Here is a 26,841-nt window from a genome sequence, read left to right on the forward strand (position 1 = left end):
AAACGGCAAGCGTGGGGAAATCATTCAGAGGCGAACAGAAAAACTGGCTCTGGCCAGGGTCAAACGGTCGGAATATTATAACCAATTTTCCACCTTAAATCCGACCCCTGTTTTGTCCGATTCCCGCTGAACCAGTACACAGACCCACATTAATAGGTTTGCACTCCTATATAAGGAGATTCTCATTATATTACTGATTCTATCATTATGTACGGCATGGACCTTGGAAGTAGTTACTTCAGAGACTAATATAGATTGGCCTAAAATAGCTGTTGATTCATCAGGGAATCCCTATATTCTCACATCTAAAGACAGAACCATTGTTCCTCCAATATTGTCTTATTTAATTCTACATAATAAAAATAATGGAGATTGGGTTGCTGATACATTTGAAGTAAATGCAGAAGAGACTTACGATGCTGATCTAGCGATTGATAACAAGGACCGCATTTGGTGTATTTATCGTTCGTATGATGAAATTGATTCAATCTGGTATTTGATCGTTGCATGTAAAAATACAACGGGTTGGTTAAAAGACACCGTTGAGAGCAGGCTTTATGGACAATCCTATAGTTTTGACTGGATTTCAATAGCCGTCGATTCTTCCGGTTCACCCCATATTGCATATGACTGTTGGACTAATTATTACCCCAATCATGCTGGTTATTATGCTTTTTTCGACGGACTGACTTGGCATAAAGAAATTATTGATAGTGGTTATAATTTCAGTATGGTAGGTTACTGCTGTGCGCTTGACATTGATGCTCGAAACCATCCGCACATTAGTTATTTTTGGCATAATCCCGGCATGGGAATTGCCCGAGTAATGCATGCTGTAAAAAATGACAGTACTTGGTATTATGAGTCAGTGGATTCCATAAACTCCGTCAGTTTGGGAACGACATCGATTAGAGTAGACACTGCTGATCGTGTTGGAATCGCCTACAAAGATCCAAATACTTATCAGATGAAGTATGCTTGGCATGATGGTTTAATTTGGTATATTGATACGGTGGAATCTGTGGGTGGCATTAGGGCTCAAAAGGCATTGGATATGGATTCTCTCGGCAAACCTTATATTGTTTATAATAACACTGTCGCCTACAAAGATTCAACAGGATGGCACTATACCCCTTTGCCGGCGCTCGTTCCACCGCTTACGCAATATGCACCTGGTGCTCTACGCATAAGTCATGGTGGCTTAATCCACTTATCAAGACTTGCTACTAATGATGACTACACTTATCGTGAGATAAACTATATATATGGCACTCCGACGGTAATCGAAGAAAATAATCATATTGTTAGAAATGTTCGATATGCAATGTCTTGTTCCCCAAACCCATTTAAAGTAAGTACGAAGATACGCTTTCAATTTGGTTCAGTAATAGATGGTGATTTAAACCATAAAGTCAGCTTGAATATTTACGATATATCTGGACGGTTAGTTAATACACTCATTAATGATCACCTGCAGAATGGTTGTTACAGTTTAACTTGGAATGGTCGGGATGAAAAAAACTATGATGTGAGCAGTGGAATCTATTTTTGTGAATTGAAAACCATGTCCTTCAGTAAAACAATTAAACTTATTATTCTTCGATAGCTTTATCATCATAACAACTACTCGGCCTTCGGTATTTTTCACCTCATTTGTGCCATGTTGCGACTGAAATACACAGTAATGCACCGTAGTCCACCGTAAGGAAATTGTGAGCAAATAGGGTAGGGGTCAGAATGGAAATATTTTTATGAAATTATTAAATGCTATGAAATGCAGTGTAGAACGCGCTCTATCGCGCAGACGCTGAATCTGTCAGCGTTTAACTAATCACTATTATCTAGCATCAAACAACAGTTTTTACTGGGCGGTAATGGACTTGTTAGCAGCCGCGTCTTTTGCGGCACGGAAATCCCATTTCCTCGTGTCAAAGAAAAATATGTAGAAATGGGAAACCAGTCTCGATAACGATCGCTTATTTTAGAACCTGCGACACGAGATAGAAGTGGGCGGTACTGGACTTGAACCAGCGACCTTCGGTATGTGAGACCGACGCTCTTTTGCGGATACCCCAAAACCCCTGGAATAGCGGCAGTTTTTGAGGAATGAAAAGTCTCATGTCCGATTTGTGCCATGTGTATACGATAACAAATACAGCTTTTAAAAACAAAATTTTTATCATTTTATCGATATTATTTTTCCGACCGAGTGAAATCCATTTGTGCTAAGTTGTATGAAGTAAATGCCTGTCGGTAAATCGGATGCAGAAAAATCAAGGCGTTGTTTTCCAGCGGTTATATCGTTTTTAAATAATTCCTTTATTAACCGACCTGTTATGTCGTAAAGCTCGATGGCAATTTGGGATTTATTTGCTAAACTGAATTCAATTGTAAAATTATTTCTCACAGTGGTCGGATATATCGTCATAATCGGTTGACTCGCGCCAACCGGCATCGCATTCTGGCTTTGCGGACCGCCACTCCCGCCTGACGCTCTCTCGTATTGGTGCAGGACAAATGCGCTGCCGACGGCCCTGTTGCCATAAATCTTGATGTTTATCATGCTGTCGGTATAAAAATTATAGGGCACTAATTTTTTGAGAAAAAAGCGAAAAAAACGGCTGCCATTAATTGTAAACTTTCACACCTTAAATCTTCCGATATTTCAATAGTTATTTTATACTATTAAGCAATGTTGATATTTTTGTAAACTTTTGACTTTGATACTAACAAAAGATGAGATTGCTTCGCACGAGGCTTGCTCGCAATGACAAATGGAAGGATGGGATTGCTTCCCCGTATCAAGTATGGGGCAGGCTATACTGCGCTCCTCGCAATGACAGGGAGAAAGATGAGATTGCTTCGCACGAGGTTTGCTCGCAATGACCCCGATTAGATGCTTTGCATCTAACGGGGCAGGCAGAGGGAGGGATGAAAAAGCGGGAAACCAGCGATCTTCGGTATATGAGACAAACGCTCTACTTTCTGAACCGTCCGATCTTTAGGACCTTCGCGATGTTGGCGTTTTTATCGATCACCGGTTCGATCACCGGGCAAAAAGGCAGCTGCCATTAATTGTAAACTTTCACACCTCATATCTTCCGATATTTCAATAGTTATCATATATTAATAAGTAATATTGATATTTTTGTAAACTTTTGACTTGACTCGATAGATCATTTATATATTATTGAAAGTATGATAAGTAATTCTGTATACACCAATGAAAGCATATTAAATGCTTCTATGTCCATCAGGATAATGGTATGAGTTTTAAGGTTCGTTTACGGGGTGAAGACCTCTATCATCATATTTATGCCTGGGGGAATGACCGGCATGCTGTATTTAAGGGACCGGATCACTACCGCATGTACTTGTATTTCCTTAATAAATATTCAACATCATTCAATCTGGATATTATCGCCTATGCGTTGATGGAATGGCATGTTCACCTGTTCGTATATGACCGGTTGAATCATATCTCCGATTTCATGATGAAACTGCATGGTGATTATGCCCAATACTTCAACAAAGATGCAAAACGGATCGGCCATGTCTTTGGTGGGCGCTATAACAACAAGCTGGTGGTCAATGACTTATACGGCAAATGGTTAACGCGGTATATCCACCGGCAGGCAGTCGAGGCGAAATTAGTGGACAATCCTAAGGAATATCAATGGACAAGTTACCGTGTTTATTTGGGTCTGGGAAAAAGCAAGTTCTTAAAGCCAGACGTAATCTTAGAACAATTCGGTAGCAATGCGGACAATTGGTTAGTTGCACGGCAAGCCTATGAAGAGTTTGTCTTAACCGATGATGATGGACCAATTGATTGGGGAAAGCGGGTATTTAAGGTCCTTACTCCGGCTCGAATCATAGATCTAGCTTGCCGGGAATTGAAGGTTGAGCGTTCGTTATTAATGAAACCGCAGGGGATAGCCGAACGTCGGCTGCGTCATAAAGCAATAAAACTTTTGTTCGAGAAGTATGAAATCAGAGCGTCGCAGGTTGCTCAAATATTTAGTATGTCCCGGATGGCAATTTCGAAAATAGTAAACAACGTCCAGTAGTAAGCAATGCAAATAATACAATAATAAAGATGAGATTGCTTCGCTCCGTTCGCAATGACAGCGGAGATGGGTTCAATCTACTTTCTGAACCTTCCGATCTTTAAGACTTTCGCGATGTTGGCGTTTTTGTCGATCACCGGTTCGATTACGGGTTTGGTCGCGGTCAAAAGCGTGGATACGCCCGGCCCGTGGCCGGCAAAGCGGCAGTCGCCGTGGATGACGATGCCGATCGTTATCGCGCCTTCGCGGAAACTACGACCGTAAAGGTTGTCATGGTCCATCAATGCGACGAAATCACCGAACCGCAGTTTGTCAAACCCGTGTTTCCTTATATAATTGCGGTCCGTGGTCATGATGTCGTAATCGCCCGAGCCCATCATGATGGCACCGGTGCCTGATCCCATGAGTTCCGCCGGGATCCTGGCGGTGACCGGGACTCGGATTCTTTCGCCCTTCCTGCCTGACGGCTTGATGCTCATTTTATGCAGCAAACCGGGGTCGAGGTTGTAGAACATAATGTCCGGATAATCGATCAGTTTGAGCCCCTGTCCGTATCCGCGGATAAGGATCTTGTCTTCGATGCTCATTTTTTCTATTGTGCTGTCAGGAAAATCGATCATGACATGTTCGGCGCCGCCATGGTGGCCGGTTACAGTTCCTTTCTTGCCTTTTGCGTCGCCGGTTTTTATTATCGCCTCGTTGCCTATGCACGCGTAGAAATTGTACCCGGCGTTAGGCCGGTCATAGCGCTCTTTTTCATCAAGAATGCTTGATACGCAGGGTTCGATGTGATCGGCCTCCCAGCCAAAAGCCGGGTCACCGACCTTGACATTGTAGACGATGCCACCCGTGCCGGGCAGCAGGAATGGTTTACCGTCGGCATCGACGTTATGCCCCCGCGGTCCACCGGGGTTGGCGACTTTTCCCAGCACCGACATCATAACCAATTTTTTTTCATTGGTTCTAAGCATGCTGTTCCTCCTCAAAAATAGACATATTATTCAATTGCCATTACCAAAACGGTCTTTCAGATCAATAAGAATACAATTAATGATACCCTTCAATTCTGTGCCGGTCACCAGATTCAGCTTTTCCTCGATCCGGGCAGCAGAGAGTTCATTTTTTAACTGGTTGAACATGTCCTGCACTTTGATCCTTATTTCCCTGGTGCTTGCCGGATGGCTCAGGATCAGAGCGGTGCTTAAAAAAGCATCCTCCTTGTCGCCCTTTTTAAGATATAGGATCGCAACGTCCTTCAGTATCTCCATGATCCTTGGAACGGCCATCAGTTTCATCGAGATCTCAAGGCCTTTAAGTAAATATCCGCTGGCTTCATCAAGTGCCTCTAATTTCAATGCCAGCGAAGCAAGATTGCTATAGGTATTAACGGAACTCGTCAGGTCACCGATATCCTGTTTGAGCTTCAGACTTTCGAGAAATAAACCGCGGGCTTTTGCATCATCGCCCATTTTTTCATAGACCAAGCCCAGGTTGTTCAGGCACGAGGCGATGCCGGTCCGGTCCTTGATCTCCTGCCGGATCGCCAGGCTTTTTTCATATAAAGCTTTGGCTTCGGCATATTGACCGGAATTCACGATGACGTTCGCCAGGTTGTTCATGGAAGATGCCATGCCGTAGCGGTCGTTCAGCTGGGTGCGGAGAGCAAGCGCCTGTTCATGCAGAGCGCGGGCTTTGGTGAGATTGCCCAATGCCAGATACACGATCGCCTGGTTGTTGATGGTCGATGCCAGGCCGTGCTTTTCGCCAAGCTTTTCTCTTATCGCTTTACTGCCCGCGTAGTGTTCCAGCGCCGCCTCGTATTGCCCCTGCTTGTACGATATAATGCCGAGTTCATTGAGGCCGAAAGAAATATCTTTTGGGCAGTTCAGTTGTTTGAATGCAGTGATACTGTTCTCGATAAGCAATTTAGCTAAAGCATACTGGGAAAGCCGTTGGTGCAGACCGCCCAGATGGCTGCGGAGCCGATTGATCACGATGCCGTTCTCGTCGTTATGAGCCTTTGTTTCCAGTTTAACCAATGCGCTCTGGAATGCATTGACGCCTTCCTGAAGCCAGCTGCGGCCTTCGTAATAAGAATAGACCTTCGGCAGCATTTTATCGATCTCCTCGAACATGCTGTTTTCCACTGACCACCGCCAGGCGGCGCGAATGTTCTCTATCTCTTCGGCAATCATCTCCTGAAGTGAGGCGGTTCTGTCCTGGTCCTCCGGCGTGGCCGGCACGTCCAGCAGCTGGGCGTAGAATTTGCAGAACTGAGCCATGGTTTCGCTTTTTTCCCGAGGGTTGGTCTCCAATTTTTCCGCGGCGAACTGCTTTATTGTTTTTAATACTTCGTACCTTCCTGCCTGGTTGCGTCGGACCAGCGATTTATCCGCGAGCGCAGTGAGGTCATTAAGAGAGGCGCCAGCTATCTTTTCGGCCGCCGCCCTGCGGAACCCGTCTTGAAATATGGCTAGGCGTTTGAACACACCCTTTTCCTTCGCGGACAAGAGGTCCCACGTGTAGTCGAACACGGCGCGCAGGCTCCGGTGCCGCTTGGGTGTGTCCTGGAGTTGTGATGAGAGGAAGCCAAGCGATTTTTCCAATTCCCGTACGATCTCCGAGCATGCCAGTGCCCTGACCCAAGATGCCGCCAGCTCGATCCCCAGTGGCAATCCTTCGACCAGTTGGCAGATCCGCGCCACCGCCGTGCGGTCACCGTGAAGGAGGATGTAATCCGGCTTTATTCGACGTGCGCTTTGAATAAAAAGTTTGATCGCTGAGTACTGTTCGGCGTCGTCCACTTTTTCGGCGTCGGGAAAAGGCATCCCGCCGAGCTCGAAAAGGTATTCACCTTTGAGCTGCAGGCGTGAGCGCGACGTAACAAGGCATTTTATTTGCGGGGCGCCTTCCACGATTTCGGCGATCAGCTCGGCTTCACCCACCAAGTGTTCGAAATTATCCAGCACGAGCAGGATGGTTTTCTCGCGCAGGTAATTGATAAGCTGTATTTTGGGGTCTTCTTTTGAATAAAAGGAAAATTTCAAGGCATCCGCAATAGTGAAAACGAGGAATTGTATGGAACCGGTGACCAGCGACGTCAAGGGCACGAAATAAACGCCTTGCGGGAAATCGCTGAGGATCGAGGCTGCGGCTTCTATCGCCAGGCGGGTCTTGCCGATACCCCCCGGACCGACGATGTTCACGATCCGGCATTCCTTTTGTTTAAGATCTTTGATGATCTGAGCCAATTCATCATCGCGGCCCAGAAAGACAGTTGTCGGCAGCGGCAGGTTATTCGGGTGCGCGGTTAGCGAATGGATGGACGGGAATTCCTTTATCGGCAGGTCAGGATGCTGCAGTTCGAAGATATGCGGTGGTTCTTCCAGGCCTGAAAGCTGGTGTACGCCGTGGTCTTTCAAGAAAGCGCCCAGGGGCATCGCGCAGTTCTGCCTAATCACCTCCGTGACCAGAATCTGCCCGCCCCACGCCGCTTCCATGATCCGCGCCGTGAGGTTAATCGCCGGTCCGAAATAATCGCCGCCACGTTCCTCGGCCGTCCCTGCGTTCAGGCCGATCCGGATGCGTAGTTCGCCGATCTCACCCCAGTTCTCGTGGCCGAAGCGGTGCTGGATATCGAGCGCGCATCCCAGCGGAGTTCCATTTTCGAAGGCCGCGAATATGCCGTCTCCGGTATGCTTCACCACGCGACCGCCGTGTTTTTCAACGATCTCTTTCAGGATCGAGTCGTGGCGCGCCAGAACCGTGCCCATGATATCATGGTATTTTTCCCATTTTTCCGTCGACTGTTCGATGTCGGTAATGAGAAAGACATGCATATGACAACATTTTATATAAAAACAATGCATTATCAAGAGGTTGTAAGCGGGCTTTCTTGACAAAACGTTATGCGTGGATATAATAAAAAATAAAGAACGTTAGGATCTTTAGGATCGTTATTATGGTTTTTATAAACCATGTTTGTTTAGAATCTAGAATTTAGGATTTGGAATTTGTTTATGATTTAGAAATTCGGATTTAGGATTTTGGTTTTGTTCAGGTTCGGGCCTGTAGCTCAGTTGGTTAGAGCAGCTGACTCATAATCAGCCGGTCGCCCGTTCAAGTCGGGCCGGGCCCATTGTCCACATAGAAGCTATGAAGATTTGAAGCTGGGAAGTTATGAAGAAAATGAGAAGGTAAGAAGTTAGGAAGTTATGAAAGGGAAATAGGATTATTGAAGATAGGGGATATGTGATAAGCAGAAGGAACATGGTAAGTCGTTATTGGGCATCGCTGCTCGTATCGTATTAGGGCATCGTTGAAAGGAAAAAACAAGGATTGTTGAAAAACCCAAAAAACAACATCCAATCTGCCAAACGGGCGGCCATGCCGAATAACCATTAACGATCTTTTATGACCTGGTCTATTCATCCGGCAAACGATAACATCGTCAAAACTGTCGTCAGCCTGGTCTTTATTTTCTCATTTTTGATATTCATCCTCATCTTTTACGGACCCCTGCTGGCGGCGCTCGGTCTTGCTTTTTTATTCGTTTCCCTGCACTCTTTTTACTTCAAGACCACGTATGAGATCGACGCCGAGTCGGTGAGTATTAAGACCGTATTTGGTGCACAAAAAAGAAAATTGAAAGAATTCAAGAAGCTATATAAAGGAAAGAACGGCGTTCTTTTAAGTCCATTCAAGCGCAAAACTTTTTTAAACAATTTTCGCGGTTTATTTTTGTATTACCCTAAATCCGCCGGGGCTATCATGAATCAGGATATAAATGAATATCTGGAAAAAGTCTTCACGGAGAACGCAACAACGAATTGAACGCCACTAACGATCCAAATGCTATTGACGATCTAAACGATCGTAACGCTCCCGTTGATCTTCTCGCTAGAAAATATGCGGAGGATTTTTCCGTTCCATATGAGCTCGCTTTGATAATTGCTCAGCGTTTTCCCGAGTATCAAAAGGCGAAACAATTCGTTTTCCCTGATCTGGCACAGTTGCATGATCCCGCAACCATACCGGACATTGATCCGGCGTGCGCAGTCATCATGGAGGCTGTGCAGCGGCGGGAAATGATCCTGATCTACTGCCATGACGACGCTGACGGATACACCGCGGCCGCGCTTCTCTATAAAACTCTGGGTGATCTGTACCGGGGTTCGTTCCAGGACCGCGTTTATATATATCCATTGAACCGGGAAAAAGACGGTTATATTATCAATCCCGACGTCTTACGAACATACCGTGACCAGGGTGTGGGTCTTGTGATAACTGCTGATTTTGGGATCAGCACCAGCGATAATATCAGGAATACGCTGGCACTGGGTATGAAGCTCGTGATCTGCGATCACCACGAGACCGGGGCGGCTGATTTTCCGGTGCCGGTCGTCGATCCTAAACGGCCGGATTCAAAATACCCCTTCCGGGAGCTCGCGGGCGCCGGCGTCAGCTTCAAACTATGCCAGTATCTTTATGATAAAATGCTCGGATTGACCGCGCCGGAATTCTATGCCTCAAAGCCAGAGTACCTGGCGATAGCCATGATCGGAACGATCGCGGATCGCGTCAACATGACGGGGGAGAACCGCGTGCTGTGTCACGCTGGTTTGAACGCCGTCAACCGGATAAACGCATCCTGGGCTGAATGCCTGCGCGGCGACCGGTTCGATTTTCCGGCGATCTGCACGGTGATCCTGCCGATGCTGGCATCAGCCGCCACGGGCGATCCGATAACCGGCATCACTCTGTTCACAAACCAAACAGCAGCCGAGACCGGCACGATCGCCACCAAACTACGCGCTGGTGAGGATGCGCGCCATGCCACGATCGACAGGATCTTTGACGATGCCCTCGCCGCGGCCAAGTTTTACCCCGGGATCGTGATATCGGTCCTGCCGGCGACCGGAGTGCATTACCTGGGAGCGGTAAGCGCGCGGCTGCGCGATCACTCCCGCCGCGTTTCCTGCGTCATATCATTAAGAGATAATAAAGGTTTTGGTGAATTGAGGACGACAGGTCTTAACCTGTATCAGATGTTACATGAACTCCGCAGCTGTTTTATTGACTTCGGTGGGCACGCGCGGGCTGCGGGTTTTAGTATGCACGCAGACATGCTTGACGCTTTTATCGAAAAGTCTGACCGCTATACGAACGCGCACTCGGGCGAACCGGTCATACCCAAGCTTCCCGTGCTGACGATCGACAAGCCGCAGGTTGGTTTATTGATGCCCTTGCTGCCGTTCGGCGAAGACAATCCCGCGCCGCTATTGACTGACGGCATTGATATGTATACAATAGACAATAGATTAAAAATAATATATCAAGGACCATGTCAAACTTAAATTACAATAACAAGGAACTGAACCTGAAGATCGTGTATTACGGCACGGGTCTATGCGGTAAAACCACGAACCTGCGTTCGATCTTCGCTGCGTTCCCCCAGGATCGTAAAGGCAAAATGATGAGTTTAGCGACCGAGCTTGATCAGACCCTGTTCTTCGACTTTTTGCCGGTGGATATGGGGTCGGTTAAGGGATGGAAACTGCGTTTTCACCTGTTCACGGTGCCGGGCCAGATATATTACAATGTTTCGCGCAAACTCGTGCTCAAGGGCGTTGACGGTCTTGTTTTTGTCGTGGACTCGCAGGAAGAGCGGCTCGATGAGAATATCGAGAGCTATAACAACCTTATGGACAACCTCAAAGGCTATGGGCTGGCCATCAAGGACATACCCATGGTGATCCAGTACAACAAGCGCGATCTGCCCGATATCATGCCGATCGGCGACCTCCAGCTTCATTTGAACAAGGGCGGCTTCACTTATTTTGAATCAGTGGCCATGAGGGGTCTGGGCGTGTTCGACACGCTCAAGTCCATCTGTCACTTGACTATTTTAAAACAGCTGGAATCAATACCCAACCTGACGGAAAAATAACCGGATACAGATATTCAACTTCCGTAACAATTAGATAATTCTCTTATGTAGCAATAAGACATGAGCAATTGATGGAAGAATTTTACCTACCGTATTTTAATAATTTTTTCCGATATCCTATAACTATTAGCTTCAAATCGACAGAAGTAAATACCAGCCGGCAGAGTGTGTCCGGAATCATCGTCACCGTACCAAATCACCTGTAATTGTTGATCGGTTAAATTGTTAAAAAATTTGACTAATCGGCCGTATGCGTCGTAGATTTTTAACGTCGTTTGTGCATTGCATTCACCTTTCTTTTTCCTCTCCATAGATGGGGGAGGGTAAGTATGAGGATGGAGTTTTATCGTCGTATGATTAAAGAACGGATTTGGATAACTCTCTAATCCATATATTACAGCTTGAGTCATGAATCCATTATTTTCTGCGATGGTAGTAAACGGGTAGAATTTACCCCATATGCGCATGGTGTTGGCAGGATGGTTGTTAATAGAATCTGTAAAGCAAGAGTAAGCGGTGAGTAACTGTCCTGCTGAGCCTGCAGCAATGCAAGGTGAGAGCTGATCTCCTGGCTGCGCGGTGACCACAAATGTATCAACCACCACTCCAGATTGATTGACCCGGGCACCATATATATCGCTATAAATATTGCCAGGACCACTGCGCCAGTCTTCCCAAATAACCAGGTAGTTTGCACCATCAAAGGCGACCGAGGGTGAACATTCTTCACTCGCTTCGGTTGAAATAGGGATACCCGCCGAGTCAAGAACAGCACCGGCCAGTGAGACTCGGGCACCGTAAATATCCCAAGAACCTCTACGAAAGTCATGCCACACGACCAAATAGTTGGTGCCGTCAAAGGCGACTGAGGGTGAACATTGTTCATCCAGCGCGGTCGAGATAGCGATGCCTGCAGGATCAAGCACGACTCCAGTAGTTGTGACCCGGGCACCGTAAATGTCATAAGAAGAACTACGAAAGTCGTACCACGCGACTAAATAGTTGGTTCCGTCAAAGGCGACCGAGGGTGAACCAGGTTCATATGCGGCAGTCGAGATAATAAAACCTGCTGTATCAAGTACTGCCCCGGCTGGCGTGACCCGGGCACCGTAAATATCACAAGAATAAACATTGCGTCCATCCAGCCAAACAACAAGGTAGTTGACACCATCAAAGGCGACCGAGGGTAAACCACGTACACTCGCTTCGGTTGAAATATGGATACCCGTCGAGTCTAGCACAACACCAGTCGGTGTGACTCGAGCGCCATAGATATCGTAATAAGAAGAATCATTGCGCCCATCCTGCCATACAACAAAGTAGTTGGTGCCGTCAAAGGCGACCGAGGGTGAATATTGGGTAGATGTCGCAGTAGAGATGGTGATGCTGGTTGGGTCGAGCACAATACCAGTCGATGTGACCCGGGTGCCATAAATACCATCATAAAAACCACCCCGCAAGTCCTGCCACACGACCAGATAGTTAATACCGTCAAAGGCTACGCTTGGAAACCATTGGTAGTTCGCTATAGTTGATATAGGGATACCTGCCGGATCAAGCACCGTACCGTCTGGAGTGACCCGGGTGCCGTAAGCATCAAAAGTAGAATCGCTTCGATAGTCTTGCCATGCAACCAGATAGTTGGTGCCGTCAAAGGCGACCGATGGATACAACTGACTGTTCACCGCATTTGAGAGCAGGATGCCCGAAGGATCAAGCACGACTCCAGTAGTTGTGACCCGGGCACCGTAAATATCACAAGGATTACGAAAGTCGAACCACACGACTAAATAGTTGGTGCCATCAAAGGCGACCGAGGGTGAATATTGTCCACTCGCTTCGGTTGAAATGGGTATGCCCGTGGGGTCAAGAACAGTACCGGCTGGTGTGACCCGGGTACCGTAAATATCTTTAGAAGAGCCAGCCCGCGAGTCTTGCCACACAACCAGGTAGTTGGAACCGTCAAAGGTGGCTGAGGGGAAATCTTGGTCACCTGCGCCATACGAAATAGGGATGCCCATTGTATCAAGTACCGTGCCTGATTGGTTTACGCGAGCACCATAAATGTCGCCAAGAGGACTGTCACCATAGTTGTCCCACACAACAAGGTAGTTTGTACCATCAAAGGCGACCGACGGAGACCATTGGTCATAGAATGCAGTCGAAATAGCAATGCCCACTGGATCAAGCACGACTCCAGTAGGTGTAACCCGGGCGCCGTAAATATCAAAAGAATCACTGCGCCTATCCTGCCATACAACCAGGTAGTTGGTGCCGTCAAAGGCGACTGAGGGTAAATATTGTTCATTCATAGCGGTCGATATACCGATACCTGTAGGATCAAGCACAACTCCAGTAGGTGTGACCCGGGCAGCAAGGATATCACCATCACCTTGGGACCAGACGATAAGGAAGTTTGTACCGTCAAAGGCAACCGCGGGTGAATACCCATGCCCGCCAGTTCCGGTCGAAATAGGTATACCCGTCGGATCCAGCACTGTACCGTCCAGCGTGACCCGGGCACCGTATATATAAGGACAAGATCCATCACGGGAGTCTTGCCACACGATAAAATAAATCGAACCACCAGCGGCAATTGATGGAGTCTCTTGGTTATGTGGCTCTGGTACATAAACGATATTTGTATCAAGGAGAAATTCCCCAGTTCTCAAACTATTGAGCTCTGTCTCGTTATTTATTTGATCTAAAATGTCCGCGTGTATTATATTATATTTATTTTGTATTGGATCTAGTTTATTCTGAGCAAAAAGAGATTTTTGCGTTGAGATTGAAAAGGCAAGGATTAATAAACAACAGATCTTTAGCATCCATGTTGCCATGTCTTTTGTACTATTCACAATGACCTCCTTGATACTTTCGTTTTCCACAAATTAATGATAAAAAACCAAATAACTGATATATTATATGATATAACTAAAAATTGTCAAGTACTAAAGAGTCTGAGTCCTTCCCACTTTTTTTATGTCATTTTTCGCCACGAACGTCAAACGCCATACAATCGACGTGCGGATCGTCAATTAACAGATAATGCATATTGATGTTGTCAAAAGGCAGTGGTCGAGTTTACTCGACTATCCCGTATATGCGCAGACCAAGGTCTGCCACTACAAAACATGTGGAATTCAAATAGAATTTTGTAAAGAAATTTGATATACAGATCATAAAAGTGGAGAGGACTCAGCTAAAGAGTTGTTGTGATCTTTTGAAATGGAATTCCGCTTTCTAATGATATTTTCCAATCTTTCTTTCCTCAAACCACGAATATATCGCGGGCACGATAAAGATCGTGATCAATGCCAGGGTCATGCCGCCGAACGACGGTATGGCCATAGGCAGCATCACTTCCTTGCCGGTCCCGCCGAAAATAAAGATCGGCAAGAGCGCCAGGATCGTCGTGATCATGGTCATGAACGCCGGTCTGAATCTGGTTTTACCCGCTTCCACGGTCGCTTCGATCACCTCCTCTTTGGTCTTCGGTTTGCGCCGCTTGAATACCTGGTCCAAATATGTCGTGATCAGGATCCCGTCGTCGTCAGAGATGCCGAAAACCGCGATGAACCCGACCCAGACCGCCACGGAAAAGTTGAAGCCGTAAAGCGCAAGCAGGAGCAGACCTCCGCAGAACGTTATGGGTACGGCAAGGAATATCGTAAGCGACTTGCGGTGTGATTTGAAATTCAAATAGTTGAGCAGGTAAATTATCAGGATGCTCAAGGGCACGAGCAAGAAGATACGGTTACGCGCTCTGACCTGGTTTTCATACTGGCCCGACCACTGGATCGAGTAACCGGTCGGGATCTGCCCGCTCATTTTTTCCGCGACGGTCCGGCTGGCTTCACGTACAAAACCGACCAGGTCGCGGTGGCGCACATTGACGAGAACATAAGCGCGCAAAATACCATTTTCCGAATTTATCATTGCCGGTCCCTCGGTCATGCTGATATCCGCGATCTGTCCCAGCGGTACATAGGGACCATCCGGGGTCGCGATCAAGATCCTTTTGATCTTTTCCGGCGTGTCCCTGAGTTCGCGGTAAAACCTGACGCGCAAGGGGTAGCGCTCACGGCCTTCGTAAATGATGGTCAGATTTTCGCCGCCGATCGCCATTTCAATGATATCCATGACATCTTTCATGGTCAGGTTATATCGCGCGATCATCGCGCGCCGGGGCGCGATCTCCAGGTACGGTTTGCCGGTAATCTTTTCGGCATACAGATCTTCCGCGCCCCTGACCGTCTGGATGATGTCTTTGATCTCCTGCGCGAGGCTCTGCAGCGTATCAAGGTCAGACCCGAAGATCTTCACGCCAATAGGCGTGCGGATGCCGGTACTTAGCATATCTATGCGATTGATTATCGGCTGGGTCCAGATATTGCTGACCCCGGGGAATTTCAGAGCGGCATCGAGGTCATGGATCAGCTTTTCCTTGGTCATGCCCGGACGCCAATATTTCTTTGGTTTGAGATTGATGAGCGTTTCAAACATCTCGATCGGCGCAGGGTCAGTGGCGGTTTCTGCCCGACCCAGTTTGCCGACCACGTTTTCGACTTCAGGGAAAGACTTGATGATCGTGTCCTGGATCTGCATTATCCTGAACGCTTCGGTGAGCGACACGGCTGGAGAGACCACGGGCATAAACAGGATGGTTCCTTCGTCAAAAGGCGGCATGAATTCGGTGCCGATCGTGGGAGTAATGATCACGGTGGCGGCCACGATCAAAACGGGGATGGAAAGAAAGATCAGGCGGTGTCCGAGGACCCAGCGCAGAATCTTTTCATAGTAATGCAGCATGAAACGGTTGACCGGACTGGCCTGGGCCGGCTTCAGCTTGCCCCGCAAGAGATAATAGCTCAACACGACGGTGAGGGTGACCGCGATGACTATCGACGCCATGAGCGCGAATGTCTTGGTGTAAGCCAGCGGTTTGAACAGTTTTCCTTCCTGGCTTTCCAGGGCGAATACCGCCACGAAAGAAATAACCGTGCTCATTATGCCGGTGATGATCGCGGGTCCCACCTCATGGGCGGCTTCCAGGATGATCTCGGCGCGCGGTTTTTGAACCTGGTTCTGGCCCTGCACAAGGTGCCGGTGGATATTTTCGGTCATGATGATCCCCGCGTCGACCAGGGTGCCGACCGCGATGGCGATGCCGCCTAAGGACATAATGTTGGCGTCGACCCGCAGATAATACATAATAATGAAGGATATGCCCACGGCGACAGGCAGACCGACCGATATGATAACGGCAGAACGGATATGCCCCAGGAAAAGGAACACGACCAGGATACAGATCACTATTTCCTGGATAAGCGTGTCGCGCAGCGTGTCGGTGGTACGCTTGATAAGTTCGGTGCGATCGTAAAAAGGCACGATCTTGATACCGGCGGGCAGTCCCGGTTCGATCTCGCGGATACGCTTCTTTACCTCGTTGATGACCTTGAGGGGATTTTCCTTGTAACGGACTATCACCGCGCCGCCCACTGTTTCTTTTCCGTTTTTATCAAGCGCGCCCCGTCTGAATTCCGGACCCGTGGTCACGGTCGCGATGTCTTTGACATAGATCGGTGTACCTCCATGCGCCATGACCGCGATATTTTTTATATCATCAAGGGATTTGATGAATCCGACGCCGTGGACCGTGAATTCCATGCCTCCCTGTTCGTACGCTTTCGCGCCGACATCAAGATTGGAATTCTTCACGGCGTTGAACACATCCATGAGTTTGACCCCGACCGCCGCGAGCTTGTAGGGATCGATGTCGATCTGGTACTGCTTGACAAAACCGCCGACCGACGCCACTTCGGCAACACCGTCAACCGATTGCAGCTGGTAGCGGATATACCAGTCCTGGATCGAGCGCAGCTGGGAAAGATCATAGCCGTCGCCTTCCACCGTGTACCAGAAAACCTGACCGAGTCCGGTAGCGTCAGGGCCAAGCACCGGTGTCACGCCGGAAGGCAATATTCCCCGGGTGTATTGCAGCTTTTCCAGAATGCGGCTGCGCGCCCAGTAGAAATCGATGTTGTCCTGGAACACGACGTAGATCATGCCGAACCCGAAGGCCGAGGACGCCCTTATTGTTTTAACCCCGGGTATGCCCTGCAGCTGGGCAGCCAGGGGATAAGTCACCTGCTCTTCGATCAAACGGGCATTCCTGCCCGGCCAATCAGCGATGACTATTTGCTGGTTTTCTCCGATATCGGGGATGGCGTCGACCGGGATCCGGTTGATCGCGAAAAGTGCCCATAATACGATGAACCCGGTTATTACAAGTATGATAAACCGGTTGCGCAGACACCAGGATATGATATGATCTATCATAGATGATATAATACTCTCACGAGTTTACTCCCAACATAAAACTCTTACGAGTCAACGCCGTTTTAATGCTGATGGGCTGGTGCCGTCCTGGTCGGCATTTCGTCCTCGACATCGGCCGCGTTTCCGTAGATCAATGACTGCCCGCCCGCCAGCGTGGACTGCGAATCAAGCAGGAAGTTGCCGGTGGTGACGACGCGATCACCGGGTTTGACACCGTCGACGATCTCTACAAGTTCGTCAGTGACGGTACCGGTTTTAACCGTACGGGGAACGAACCTGCCGGGCTCGGTTTCCAGGTAAACCAGTTTCCTCACACCCGTATTAATGACCGCAGTCGCGGGCACGACCAAACCGCGGCTCACTTTTACCGTGACATGCACGTCCGCATACATGCCGAGCAGCAGTTCACGGTGATGGTTGATAACCTCGATGCGCGCGGTTACTGACCTGATTTCGGGATCAATGATCGGGCTGACCGATCGGATAACGCCATTTATTGATAACCCGGGATAAGCCGCCGGGAACGTGACCATGACGTTCTGACCTGGTCGTATCGAACCGATGTCGGCTTCATATACCTGGGCATATATCCAGGCGCGGTTGGGTGAAGGGGAGATCAGCGCTTCATCAGGTGTCCCGCGATCCCTCAGTTTTTGTATCTGCGGTTCGCTCATCCCCATGAGGAACAGCTTGAGCTGGGCTGAGTGCGTCAGATCCCCTGGTACTGAAACCGCGGAAAGATATTCTTGCTGCGCGATAAAAAGTTCCTGATCGTTCGCGACCCGGCCTTGCAAATGCAGGTCCGCGTCGATATCACGGATCTCGACCGGAGCAGTCTTGATCCCGAGTTTAGCGGTCGTTTGAGTATCAATGATGATACTCCCCTGGTCTTTCTTGCGGACCGGGATAAGATCCATTCCACATATAGGACAGTCACCCGGTTTGTCCGACCGCACGGTCGGGTGCATGGAACACGTCCAGTATAGTATTGTATCATCCGTGCCCTGGGATGTGTCGGGTTTGACGGCGTTCTCCGACGGCACGGTATTTTTTGGATTATTCGTGCAGCTGATCGCGATGGCGAGCAGAAAAACGCCGGCAAAGATCAAGATCCCGGCAAGGTTTTTCTTTGTTACTGTTCTCATCGTACCTCCTTTAAGTGCATCTTTATTTTTATTGCGGCAGAGCCGTACTGATCACCTGCTCAAGCTCCGCCTGCGCTGTAGAAAAGTCAGCGCTGATCTGGTTGTATTCAAACATGTTCTCAACGTACATCTTCTCGCTTTCCAAAACTTCAAGCAGACCGGTCTGGCTCGAGGCGAACGCAGCGATCGACGCGTCAAGCGCGGCTTGGGATTGCGGCAGAACCGTGGTTTCGTAAAGCAGCATGGTCCGTTGCAGGCGCTGCAGCTTGTAGGTCAGATCAGTGACCATCAGGATCAGGGTGTTTTCCGCCGCCGTATAGTCGGCATCAGCCGTTTTTCGTTCATACGCTGAGAATTTTACCATGCGGTTCTGTTTTGACCAAAACCATAACGGCAGGGTGATGCCGATCATATATCGGTTGGCGGTCATGCCCTGGTCATCGCGCCCGTGTTCATATTTAAACATCAGGTCGGGCAGATATTCCTGTGCAGCCAGTGAACCCATGATTTCAGCATTTTTTCTAGCCGCTGACATGGCTCTGAGTTCAGGGTTACTGTCCCTGGCGGCCTGGATCAGGTCAGCGGCCTCCGGTATTTTCGTCCAGAGCCTGATCTCCGGGATGTCCGAGATCACCGTATCCATGGGTTGGTTGAACAGGGAGTTGAATACTCTAGCTGCCTGGGATCGCTCGTTGACTAGATTTTCGAGCTCGATATCCTTATGACTGAGTTCAACCTGTATCCTCAAAACATCAGCCAATGGCATTTTTTTTAAAGGGTACTGCCGCTTTGCGATCGAACGGACCTGGGCAAGATAGGCCGTGATTTCCTTCATTGATAAGATGTTCTTCTCGATGAGCCGGTAATTGATGATCGAGCGCTTGAGTTCTACGATCAGCTTTTGTTCAACCTCCCGGTAGGATTCGTGAGTGCGTTGGGTTTCGGTGATATTATAGCGGCGCAGATACGCCGGTTTACTGGGGAAAGGCAGTTCCTGCGATACTGAATACATGATCATGTCGCTTGAGAACTGCGCGGCAACCCAGGGATCAGGGATGTCGTAGAAGAGCGTCGTTTTCTGATGCAATGCTTCATACCTTGATTTCGCCGCGATCAGTTCAGGATTGGCATTCCGTAATTTCTGGATCAATGAATCAAGCGGCATACCATTCAGGACCAAGCCAATGCTTGAAAGTAATATCATTCTGACCAGGATGCCTGATAATAGTTTTCCCATCAATATTAAGACAAGGTATTTGGGAGAAAAGTTACGGTATCAATGTTGAACGAAAAAGTCCCGTTAGAGGGCCACGGTCCTCTAACGGGACTCAATTGGCGCCCCGTTAGGTGGTCATCTACTTCTTAACCCACAGGAGGGAGTGTGGGTATTTTTGGCGAAGCAGAGACGCTAACGAGGCATAATTACCGATAATCTCAAAAATACACTAATAAATCATCGGTTAACCAAATATACTTCCAGGACGATCAATAGCTGTTTTAATATATTTCTCTAATTATTAGTTAGACACTTTCAAACTGTAAAAGGTTACGTAGTTTCTCTATATTCACATCACACATACCGATGACATAGGGGTATCCATTTAGCGGTTTCTCCCCCTGCGTTTGTACCAGAAACCGGTTTTGATCCATTCTTTAATATATTGGTACCCTTCATTATATCCTTATTTTCAGAAAAAGCAAGGGGTCTCGTTCTTGTAGTATCGTTGCTTTTCCCTTGACATTGCTAAACTTTTGTGTATAATATGATGTCTAAAGGGCGAATAGCTCAGCTGGCGAGAGCGTCTGCCTTACAAGCAGAAGGTCACCCGTTCAAGTCGGGTTTCGCCCACGTGTTTTTAAATTGGATGTTGTCGGAAATAGTGGTAAATACGCCCTTATTTTTATATGTTAAGATTCAGATAGAATCTGGAATCAGCAGGATTCCACGAATAAAAATAAAATAACAGGCATATTAGACCTGATAAAGGGCAATGAGAAAATGAGAAGAGGAGGTAACATGAAAATAAAACCACTACATGATCATATCCTTGTTGAGAGGCTTGAAGAGGAAGTGAAGAAGAGCGGTATCATTATCCCCGATACGGCGAAAGAAAAGCCACAGCAGGGCAAGGTGATCGAAGTCGGTGACGGTCGCAGAGATGAAAAGGGAACGCGCATTTCTATGGACGTGAAAAAAGGCGACACGATTCTCTTCGGCAAATATTCGGGCACTGAGGTTAAGCTCGATAATATCGAATATATTATCATCCGCGAGGAAGAGGTCCTGGGTATTATCCAGAAGGAAAAAGAGAAATAATCAAAGGAGCGAAAATGGCAGCAAAACTTATCAAGTTTGACGAAGAGGCACGCCGGTCCATATTGAAAGGCGTGAGAATATTATCCGATACCGTGAAGGTCACACTGGGTCCCAAAGGTCGCAACGTCGTGCTGGAGAAAAAATTCGGCGCGCCAACGATCACCAAAGACGGCGTAACGGTTGCCAAGGAGATCGATCTTGAGGATCGATTCGAGAACGTCGGCGCCCAGATGGTCAAGGAAGTTGCATCCAAGACTTCTGATGTTGCCGGTGACGGCACGACGACCGCCACGATCCTGGCTGAAGCGATCTATCGCGAGGGGTTGAAGACCGTGACCGCCGGCGCCAACTCGATGGAAGTCAAGAAAGGCATCGACCGCGCGGTCGAGGTCGTAGTTGAAAGTCTGAAAAAGATGTCGACTAAAGTCACTGATAACAAGGAGATCTTCCAGATCGCGGCGATCTCAGCGAACAACGACGAGGTTATCGGCAAGCGTATCGCTGAAGCCATGGAAAAGGTCGGCAAGGATGGCGTGATCACGGTTGAGGAAGCCAAGGGCACTGAAACCACCGTGGATGTCGTCGAAGGCATGCAGTTCGACCGCGGTTATCTCTCGCCGTATTTTATCACAAACCCGGAAAAAATGATCTGCTCGATGGAAGACGCTTATATATTGATCTACGAGAAAAAGATCAGCGCCATGAAGGATCTCCTGCCGATCCTTGAAAAGATCGCGCAGAAAGGCAAACCGATCCTGATCATTGCCGAGGAAGTCGAGGGCGAAGCCCTGGCGACACTGGTCGTGAATAAGATCCGCGGCACCCTGCAGTGCTGCGCCGTGAAGGCGCCGGGCTACGGCGACCGGCGGCGCGCGATGCTGGAAGACATCGGGGTTCTTACGAGCGGCAAGCTCATTTCCGAAGACATCGGCATCAAGCTGGAGAACGTACAGATGTCGGATCTTGGTCAGGCAAAGCGGATCACGATCGACAAGGAAAATACCACGATCGTTGAAGGTGAAGGCAAAAAAGCCGATATCCAGGCGCGTATCCAGCAGATCCGCGCTGAGATCGGAGAAACAAAATCCGATTACGACAAGGAAAAACTCCAGGAACGGCTGGCAAAGCTCGCCGGAGGCGTAGCCGTGCTGAATGTCGGCGCCGCGACCGAAATCGAGATGAAAGAAAAGAAAGCTCGGGTCGAGGACGCCCTGCACGCGACAAAGGCCGCGGCTGAGGAAGGCATTGTGCCCGGCGGCGGCGTGGCTTTGATCCGCTGCCTGCCAGACCTGGACAAGCTCAAACTCGAAGGCGACCAGCAGATCGGCGTCGAGATTATAAGGAAAGCACTGGAAGAACCGGTAAGAATACTGGCAATGAATGCCGGCAAAGAAGGGTCGGTCATCGTGGAACAGACCAAGAAGGAAAAAGGCAATGTCGGCTTTAACGTCATGAGCGAGAAATTCGAAGATCTGACCGCGGCCGGTATTATCGATCCGACCAAAGTAACCCGTTCGGCTCTGCAAAACGCGGCGAGTATCGCCGGCTTACTGGTAACGACCGAAGCTGTGGTCGTGGAAAAGCCAGAAGAAGAAAAAACGCCGCAGATGCCGCCCGGCGGCGGATACGGCGGAGAGTACTAAGAAGCTAAAGATGCAGAGAAGCAGGGGTGAAGACAAGCTGAGATGAAAGGGTGAAGAGAAGCAGGGATGAACGGGAATGTTTTGTCATCCCTGCATCCCTGCTCCTCCGCTCCTTTTCTTAAAAGAAATGCCCACCTACGAATACGAATGCACGAAGTGCCATCACCACCTCGAGGAACTACAGAAGATGACGGATAAACCGTTGATCAAATGCCCGGTATGCGGCGGTATATTGCGCAGGCTGATCTCGGGCGGTTCAGGTCTGATCTTCAAGGGCAGCGGGTTCTATGCTACTGACTACAAAAAAACAAATTCGGTGTCACATGAGTCACAAAAAAAGGATAATCATTCAAAACCCGGGGAAGGCAAGAAAGATCCGGTTTCATCAAAAGATCCCGGCGGGGTAAAGAAAGAAAAAGCCTCAGCGCCAAAACCCGCCAAGGCATCAGAATCGTAGTCAGTCAACTACATAACCACGTATCCCCGCATCCCCACTATTTAATTTCATAGCTTCATAACCTCATATCCTCTGATCCTCATTTTTTTCTACACGACCCTGCCGATCCTATTTAACCTGATAGATTTCCAGGTCCAGAATTTCAGGATCTCGAAGATATTTGACGCTTCATGACCGGGGTCGAACGAAAAATAGATAAAGAGCGGCGTACCTTTGAGGTATTTGACATGCAGGGGCCCCCAGAACCTGGAATCCAGCGAATTGTCCCGGTTATCGCCCATGGCGAAAACATGATCCTTGGGCACGACAACAGGCCCGAAATTATCCCGGATATAGACCTTATAGACATCAGCAAGCTTAGCTTCCTGCCATAGTTTCTGGTATGAAGCATGGTCGGCCGAAGGTCCCGGATACACGACCGGATCCCGGAAGTAGACGTGTTTTTCCTGGACGGCTTTGCCGTTGATATAGAGCACCTTGTTGATGACCTGGACAGTATCGCCCTCGACCGCCACGCACCTTTTAACGAAATCGCGGTTCTCGAACGGATACTTGAATACGATGATCTCGCCTCGGTTCGGCATGCGGCCCGGGATAAGCGGGATCTGCGTGTAAGGCACTTTGACCCCATACACGAAACGGTTGACCAGGAGCGCGTCGCCGATCAGGAGAGTTTTTTCCATGGACGGCGTGGGGATAACATAGGCTTCCACGAAGATCGCTCGGAGCACCAGCACGACCAGGATCACCATGCCCCAGGAGTATATTTCTCTCTTGATCTTGTCGCCCATCGGTTGCATTATAGCGGAAAAGGCACCGAAGTCAAGATATTTTTTGTCATTACGAGGTATCCCGCTTTTCTCTGTCATTGCGAGGAGTTCCGAAGGAACGACGAAGCAATCTCTCTCCGCCCCATGTCTTTCTGGGTTTCACGCGGCGAGAAGTAAGTTTACCCTGAGCGATAGTCGAATAAGAAGAATCTAGGATTACCGTACCTTGTGGATTACAATGAAACAATCCTCCCATCCTTTTCATAAAGGATGGGAGGAGAAGTGTCCTTGCTTATCTTTTACTAAGCGCTTATTTCACCACGATCGCTTTTTGTACGAGGGTATGGTTGGACGTCTCCAACCGCACAAAATACACTCCACGGGAAAGATCACCGGTATCATAGTCATAATCATATGTGCCTGGATTCAGAGTTTTATCAACCAACTGCTTCACTAATCTGCCGGATACATCGTAGAGCGATATCTTTGCCGGTCCTTTTTGCGGTAGCGTATACCGTATAGAGATATTACTTGCCGTATGCGTGGGTTGTACAGATAGAGAAAGCTGATAACCAGTCAGCGGTTTTGATTCGTTGCCTTGCGGTCCATTGCCATTTGCCTGTTTATAACCAGTAGAATCATTCTTTTCGAATTCATGCAGTGTTAATATCGCGCTGACTGCCTGGTTATTATTGCCGTAGATCTTGAGATTGACGGTGTTATCGGCATACAGGGCTGCCGGAATGAGATGATTGAGTTTAACAACGGTATCGGGCGGCAGGGTAATCGTACCAATTAGTATATTGTCTATTTTTGCGCTCAATGTTAGGTTTGCTGATCCGCGCTGATACAGATAAGCCGTGAGATCGTAGATGCGGTCGGGATCCAGGGTTTCAAACTGGTATTCCAGGAAACCGTTGGCATTTGCCTTATCGATTCTTTTGCAGGGTTCGTTGCCATACTGGACATATCCATCGCGCTTGCGGTTGAATGGCGAGGGATCTTCTTCGCCGCAATAGGCGACATAATAGGGCAGGGCAAAGTCGCTGGTTCCTTTTCCGCCGCTTTGATCATAGGTTTTGTATTTGATCGGATGGGGTGAATCTATGTCTTCGGTCCAGGCAAAATAGATCCTGGTGCTATCCAGGGTTTGTTTATGCGTGATGTGAGGGTAATTGGAAAAGGTTTCTTCCTTGGCTTGGGTACTGATGTTCACCGGTGTTGACCAGGTTCCCATCAGGGCATCATAATGCGAGTAATAGACATCAAAGGCGTCAGTGATTTGTTCAACCCATGCGCAGGAATAACCACCGGTAAGCACCGGATAGGTCGAAGCCACGGGCGTGTTATTGACCCGCTTGACCCCCATCCAGGTGCCGAATAAGCCGGTGTAGACCTTGTACCGCCAGTAAATGTCACCGGATGTTGCATCCTCTGCCCAGGCGATATAGGCATTATTGCCGACTGTTTCCAGCATTGGTTGTTTGGCGGGTTGGGTGCCGGACGGTGTCTCGGTCAATCCCCAACCGGCTGACGTCCGCGTGCGGTATTTAATTGAATTGATTGTCGATCTGTTTTCCCAGGCAACATGGATTGGCGGTTTGCCCGTGCTGTTCATGTAAGCAATTGAAGGGTGCTGGCCGGTGCCTACATCTTGAGGAATCGAGGGCATCGGGTTGAAGAGGTAGAATTTCGTGTACTTGACGGTTGGAGATCCTCCCAAGGTCGCAGCATACACGACATGACCCGTATCGCAGATGCCGATCGGCGAACGAAGGTGGACCAAAAGTCGTTCCAGATGCGCCAGCCTGGATCATCTGCGCCGTGGTCCAGCCGTCGTTGCCCAGATAGCGTGAAAAATAGATGTAATGGATACCGGCATCCTCGAACTGCCAGACTACGGACGGTCGCGGGGTTTCGGCTATAGAATTACAGCTAATAGCCGTATAAAACCCCCGTCCCAGCTGCTTTATGGTCCAGGTCGCACCTTCATCCGTCGATTTGGCGGCATAAATAAAGCCGTCGGATGCGTATGTCAGCCAGAGTTCGTTAGTGTCGACGATCCGAATGAATTTTTGGCCGTTATTAGAGGCAGTGGCTTCAGCCGAGGTGCTGAGCGCGATATAGGTTCCTACCACGATGGAAATTGGCTGGGACCACGGACCGATATTGCCGGAATAATCCATAGCAGCAATATAGTAGATGACTTCGTCACCTTGATATTGTCCATAAGGAAGCGGTGCGCGGAAAGTCGTACGGTCAATGGGCGAGGCATGGATGATTAGTGAACGGGGCGGGTCATCAGGAAAGATCGGGCAAACCCAATAACCGGCAACATCGGGATTGGTGCCTAGATTAGGGGGATCCCAAGACATATTCACCGTTTCAGTATTCACGTCGTAATTGCCATCATCTTGATCAGGATCGGGAATTGGATCAGGGGCGTTGTCGTTGACTGAGACCGCGGAGACCGGACCGACAAAAGTCGATGGGTAATAGCCATACACATCCGCATCAACCCTAAGCACTTTATAAAAATATTCTTCTTCGTCCTGCACGTGTACATCGTAATATGTGCCGGGGTTGAGAGAACCACCATGTATGCAGGTATACGGTCCTTCTGAGTTAGTTGCGCGACCGATATAATAAGACATGTTAGACACCCCGTCAAAACTGACCGCGATTTTATGCCCGTTATCATCAGCATAGTCGACTGCACTCAGATTATATGGTGGGGCTACATAGGGGTATTGTCTATGTAGATTGTTCAATTCGTTTGCGAAGACTGTAATCGTGCCTACTTCTTGTATCAAGCCATCATTTGTTCTCACGGATACTTCGTAATGGTAGTCGGTATGGAAAGCAGCCGTAACGCCCAAGCCGTCATAAAGCTGAAAAGTATGATCCGGTTCGTCTGGCAGCCATACGATGTGGTTTATACGAGCGAGATGGTTATAGGGCCATTCAGTCATGTACCAACCCTGGACATTTTCCTGTGCCATATAACCGGAATGCTCCCCGTTTGACTTGGACATGAATATAAGGTATACTTGCGGGCTTGGAAAGGAGTTTTACGATGAACCGCAAGATTTGGACGCTCGAGGAAAAGCTTGGGGTGGTATTGGCGATGTTAAAGGGCGAGGAATCC

The 26,841-nt window shown here is 48.5% G+C and carries 20 protein-coding genes and 2 tRNA genes; 12 read left to right on the plus strand and 10 right to left on the minus strand.

Going from position 1 to position 26,841, the window contains the following annotated elements; translation table 11 throughout:
- The first annotated feature begins 223 nt into the window (after positions 1-223).
- Positions 224-1,606: a T9SS type A sorting domain-containing protein gene (locus VF399_04035; GenBank protein HEX7319512.1), complete on the plus strand. Its 1,383-nt coding sequence runs from the start codon at positions 224-226 to the stop codon at positions 1,604-1,606.
- Between the two features lie 573 nt (positions 1,607-2,179).
- Here VF399_04035 and VF399_04040 read toward each other — a convergent pair.
- Positions 2,180-2,563 (minus strand): T9SS type A sorting domain-containing protein, encoded by a 384-nt coding sequence (locus tag VF399_04040; GenBank protein HEX7319513.1) that lies wholly within the window; start codon positions 2,561-2,563, stop codon positions 2,180-2,182.
- Positions 2,564-2,931: 368 nt separating this feature from the next.
- Here VF399_04040 and VF399_04045 point away from each other — a divergent pair, with 368 nt between their 5' ends.
- Positions 2,932-3,075 carry a hypothetical protein gene (locus tag VF399_04045; protein HEX7319514.1) on the plus strand — a complete coding sequence of 48 codons (144 nt, stop codon included), beginning with the start codon at positions 2,932-2,934 and terminating at the stop codon, positions 3,073-3,075.
- A 191-nt stretch (positions 3,076-3,266) separates the two neighbouring features.
- On the plus strand, positions 3,267-4,070 hold the full coding sequence (locus VF399_04050) for a transposase (protein ID HEX7319515.1): 804 nt from the start codon (positions 3,267-3,269) through the stop codon (positions 4,068-4,070).
- A 77-nt stretch (positions 4,071-4,147) separates the two neighbouring features.
- Here VF399_04050 and VF399_04055 read toward each other — a convergent pair whose 3' ends face one another.
- Together VF399_04055 and VF399_04060 are read right to left on the minus strand one after the other, a co-directional pair.
- Positions 4,148-5,041: a DUF4438 domain-containing protein gene (locus VF399_04055; protein ID HEX7319516.1), complete on the minus strand. Its 894-nt coding sequence runs from the start codon at positions 5,039-5,041 to the stop codon at positions 4,148-4,150.
- A 30-nt stretch (positions 5,042-5,071) separates the two neighbouring features.
- Positions 5,072-7,909 carry a tetratricopeptide repeat protein gene (locus VF399_04060; GenBank protein HEX7319517.1) on the minus strand — a complete coding sequence of 946 codons (2,838 nt, stop codon included), beginning with the start codon at positions 7,907-7,909 and terminating at the stop codon, positions 5,072-5,074.
- Positions 7,910-8,134: 225 nt separating this feature from the next.
- Here VF399_04060 and VF399_04065 point away from each other — a divergent pair.
- The 4 genes from VF399_04065 (at position 8,135) to VF399_04080 (ending at position 11,019) form a co-directional block, all read left to right on the plus strand.
- A tRNA-Ile gene (locus VF399_04065) sits at positions 8,135-8,208 on the plus strand.
- Between the two features lie 275 nt (positions 8,209-8,483).
- On the plus strand, positions 8,484-8,903 hold the full coding sequence (locus VF399_04070) for a hypothetical protein (GenBank protein ID HEX7319518.1): 420 nt from the start codon (positions 8,484-8,486) through the stop codon (positions 8,901-8,903).
- Positions 8,900-10,426 carry a DHH family phosphoesterase gene (locus VF399_04075; GenBank protein HEX7319519.1) on the plus strand — a complete coding sequence of 509 codons (1,527 nt, stop codon included), beginning with the start codon at positions 8,900-8,902 and terminating at the stop codon, positions 10,424-10,426. The genes VF399_04070 and VF399_04075 overlap by 4 nt, the downstream gene beginning before the upstream one ends.
- Entirely contained in the window at positions 10,414-11,019 is a 606-nt protein-coding gene (locus VF399_04080) for a GTPase domain-containing protein (protein HEX7319520.1), read from the plus strand. Before VF399_04075 ends, VF399_04080 begins: the two co-directional genes overlap by 13 nt.
- Before the next feature lie 86 nt (positions 11,020-11,105).
- Here the strand turns inward: VF399_04080 and VF399_04085 are convergent, their stop codons facing one another.
- From VF399_04085 to VF399_04100, 4 genes are all read right to left on the minus strand, one after another.
- A complete protein-coding gene (locus VF399_04085) occupies positions 11,106-13,877 on the minus strand; it encodes a T9SS type A sorting domain-containing protein (GenBank protein HEX7319521.1) in 2,772 nt (923 codons plus the stop codon).
- A 385-nt stretch (positions 13,878-14,262) separates the two neighbouring features.
- The gene (locus tag VF399_04090) at positions 14,263-17,361 is read right to left on the minus strand and encodes a CusA/CzcA family heavy metal efflux RND transporter (protein ID HEX7319522.1); all 3,099 of its coding nucleotides are present in this window, start codon (positions 17,359-17,361) and stop codon (positions 14,263-14,265) included.
- Between the two features lie 62 nt (positions 17,362-17,423).
- The gene (locus tag VF399_04095) at positions 17,424-18,506 is read right to left on the minus strand and encodes an efflux RND transporter periplasmic adaptor subunit (GenBank protein HEX7319523.1); all 1,083 of its coding nucleotides are present in this window, start codon (positions 18,504-18,506) and stop codon (positions 17,424-17,426) included.
- A gap of 28 nt (positions 18,507-18,534) precedes the next feature.
- On the minus strand, positions 18,535-19,710 hold the full coding sequence (locus VF399_04100; protein ID HEX7319524.1) for a TolC family protein: 1,176 nt from the start codon (positions 19,708-19,710) through the stop codon (positions 18,535-18,537).
- Between the two features lie 571 nt (positions 19,711-20,281).
- Here VF399_04100 and VF399_04105 point away from each other — a divergent pair.
- From VF399_04105 to VF399_04120, 4 genes are all read left to right on the plus strand, one after another.
- Positions 20,282-20,355, plus strand: a tRNA-Val gene (locus VF399_04105).
- Between the two features lie 168 nt (positions 20,356-20,523).
- Entirely contained in the window at positions 20,524-20,823 is a 300-nt protein-coding gene (locus VF399_04110) for a co-chaperone GroES (protein ID HEX7319525.1), read from the plus strand.
- A 14-nt stretch (positions 20,824-20,837) separates the two neighbouring features.
- Positions 20,838-22,466 carry a chaperonin GroEL gene (gene groL / locus VF399_04115; GenBank protein HEX7319526.1) on the plus strand — a complete coding sequence of 543 codons (1,629 nt, stop codon included), beginning with the start codon at positions 20,838-20,840 and terminating at the stop codon, positions 22,464-22,466.
- 76 nt (positions 22,467-22,542) lie between these two features.
- Positions 22,543-22,923, plus strand: a complete 381-nt coding sequence (locus tag VF399_04120) for an FmdB family zinc ribbon protein (GenBank protein HEX7319527.1) — start codon at positions 22,543-22,545, stop codon at positions 22,921-22,923.
- Positions 22,924-23,012: 89 nt separating this feature from the next.
- On the opposite strand, the gene lepB is transcribed toward VF399_04120, so the two are convergent.
- The 3 genes from lepB to VF399_04135 all read right to left on the minus strand — a co-directional run bounded on the left by lepB (position 23,013) and on the right by VF399_04135 (position 26,347).
- A complete protein-coding gene (gene lepB / locus VF399_04125) occupies positions 23,013-23,714 on the minus strand; it encodes a signal peptidase I (protein HEX7319528.1) in 702 nt (233 codons plus the stop codon).
- A 289-nt stretch (positions 23,715-24,003) separates the two neighbouring features.
- The gene (locus VF399_04130; GenBank protein HEX7319529.1) at positions 24,004-25,311 is read right to left on the minus strand and encodes a T9SS type A sorting domain-containing protein; all 1,308 of its coding nucleotides are present in this window, start codon (positions 25,309-25,311) and stop codon (positions 24,004-24,006) included.
- Positions 25,244-26,347, minus strand: coding sequence for a fibronectin type III domain-containing protein (locus VF399_04135; protein HEX7319530.1), 1,104 nt, complete (start codon positions 26,345-26,347; stop codon positions 25,244-25,246). The genes VF399_04130 and VF399_04135 overlap by 68 nt, the downstream gene beginning before the upstream one ends.
- A 189-nt stretch (positions 26,348-26,536) precedes the next feature.
- On the opposite strand from VF399_04135, the gene VF399_04140 reads away from it, so the two are divergent.
- A complete protein-coding gene (locus VF399_04140) occupies positions 26,537-26,719 on the plus strand; it encodes a hypothetical protein (GenBank protein ID HEX7319531.1) in 183 nt (60 codons plus the stop codon).
- Positions 26,720-26,841: the final 122 nt, after the last annotated feature.

The organism is bacterium (genome assembly GCA_036382775.1).
Lineage (GTDB): Bacteria > Hydrothermota > Tepidihabitantia > SM23-42 > JAOAFX01 > DASVHD01.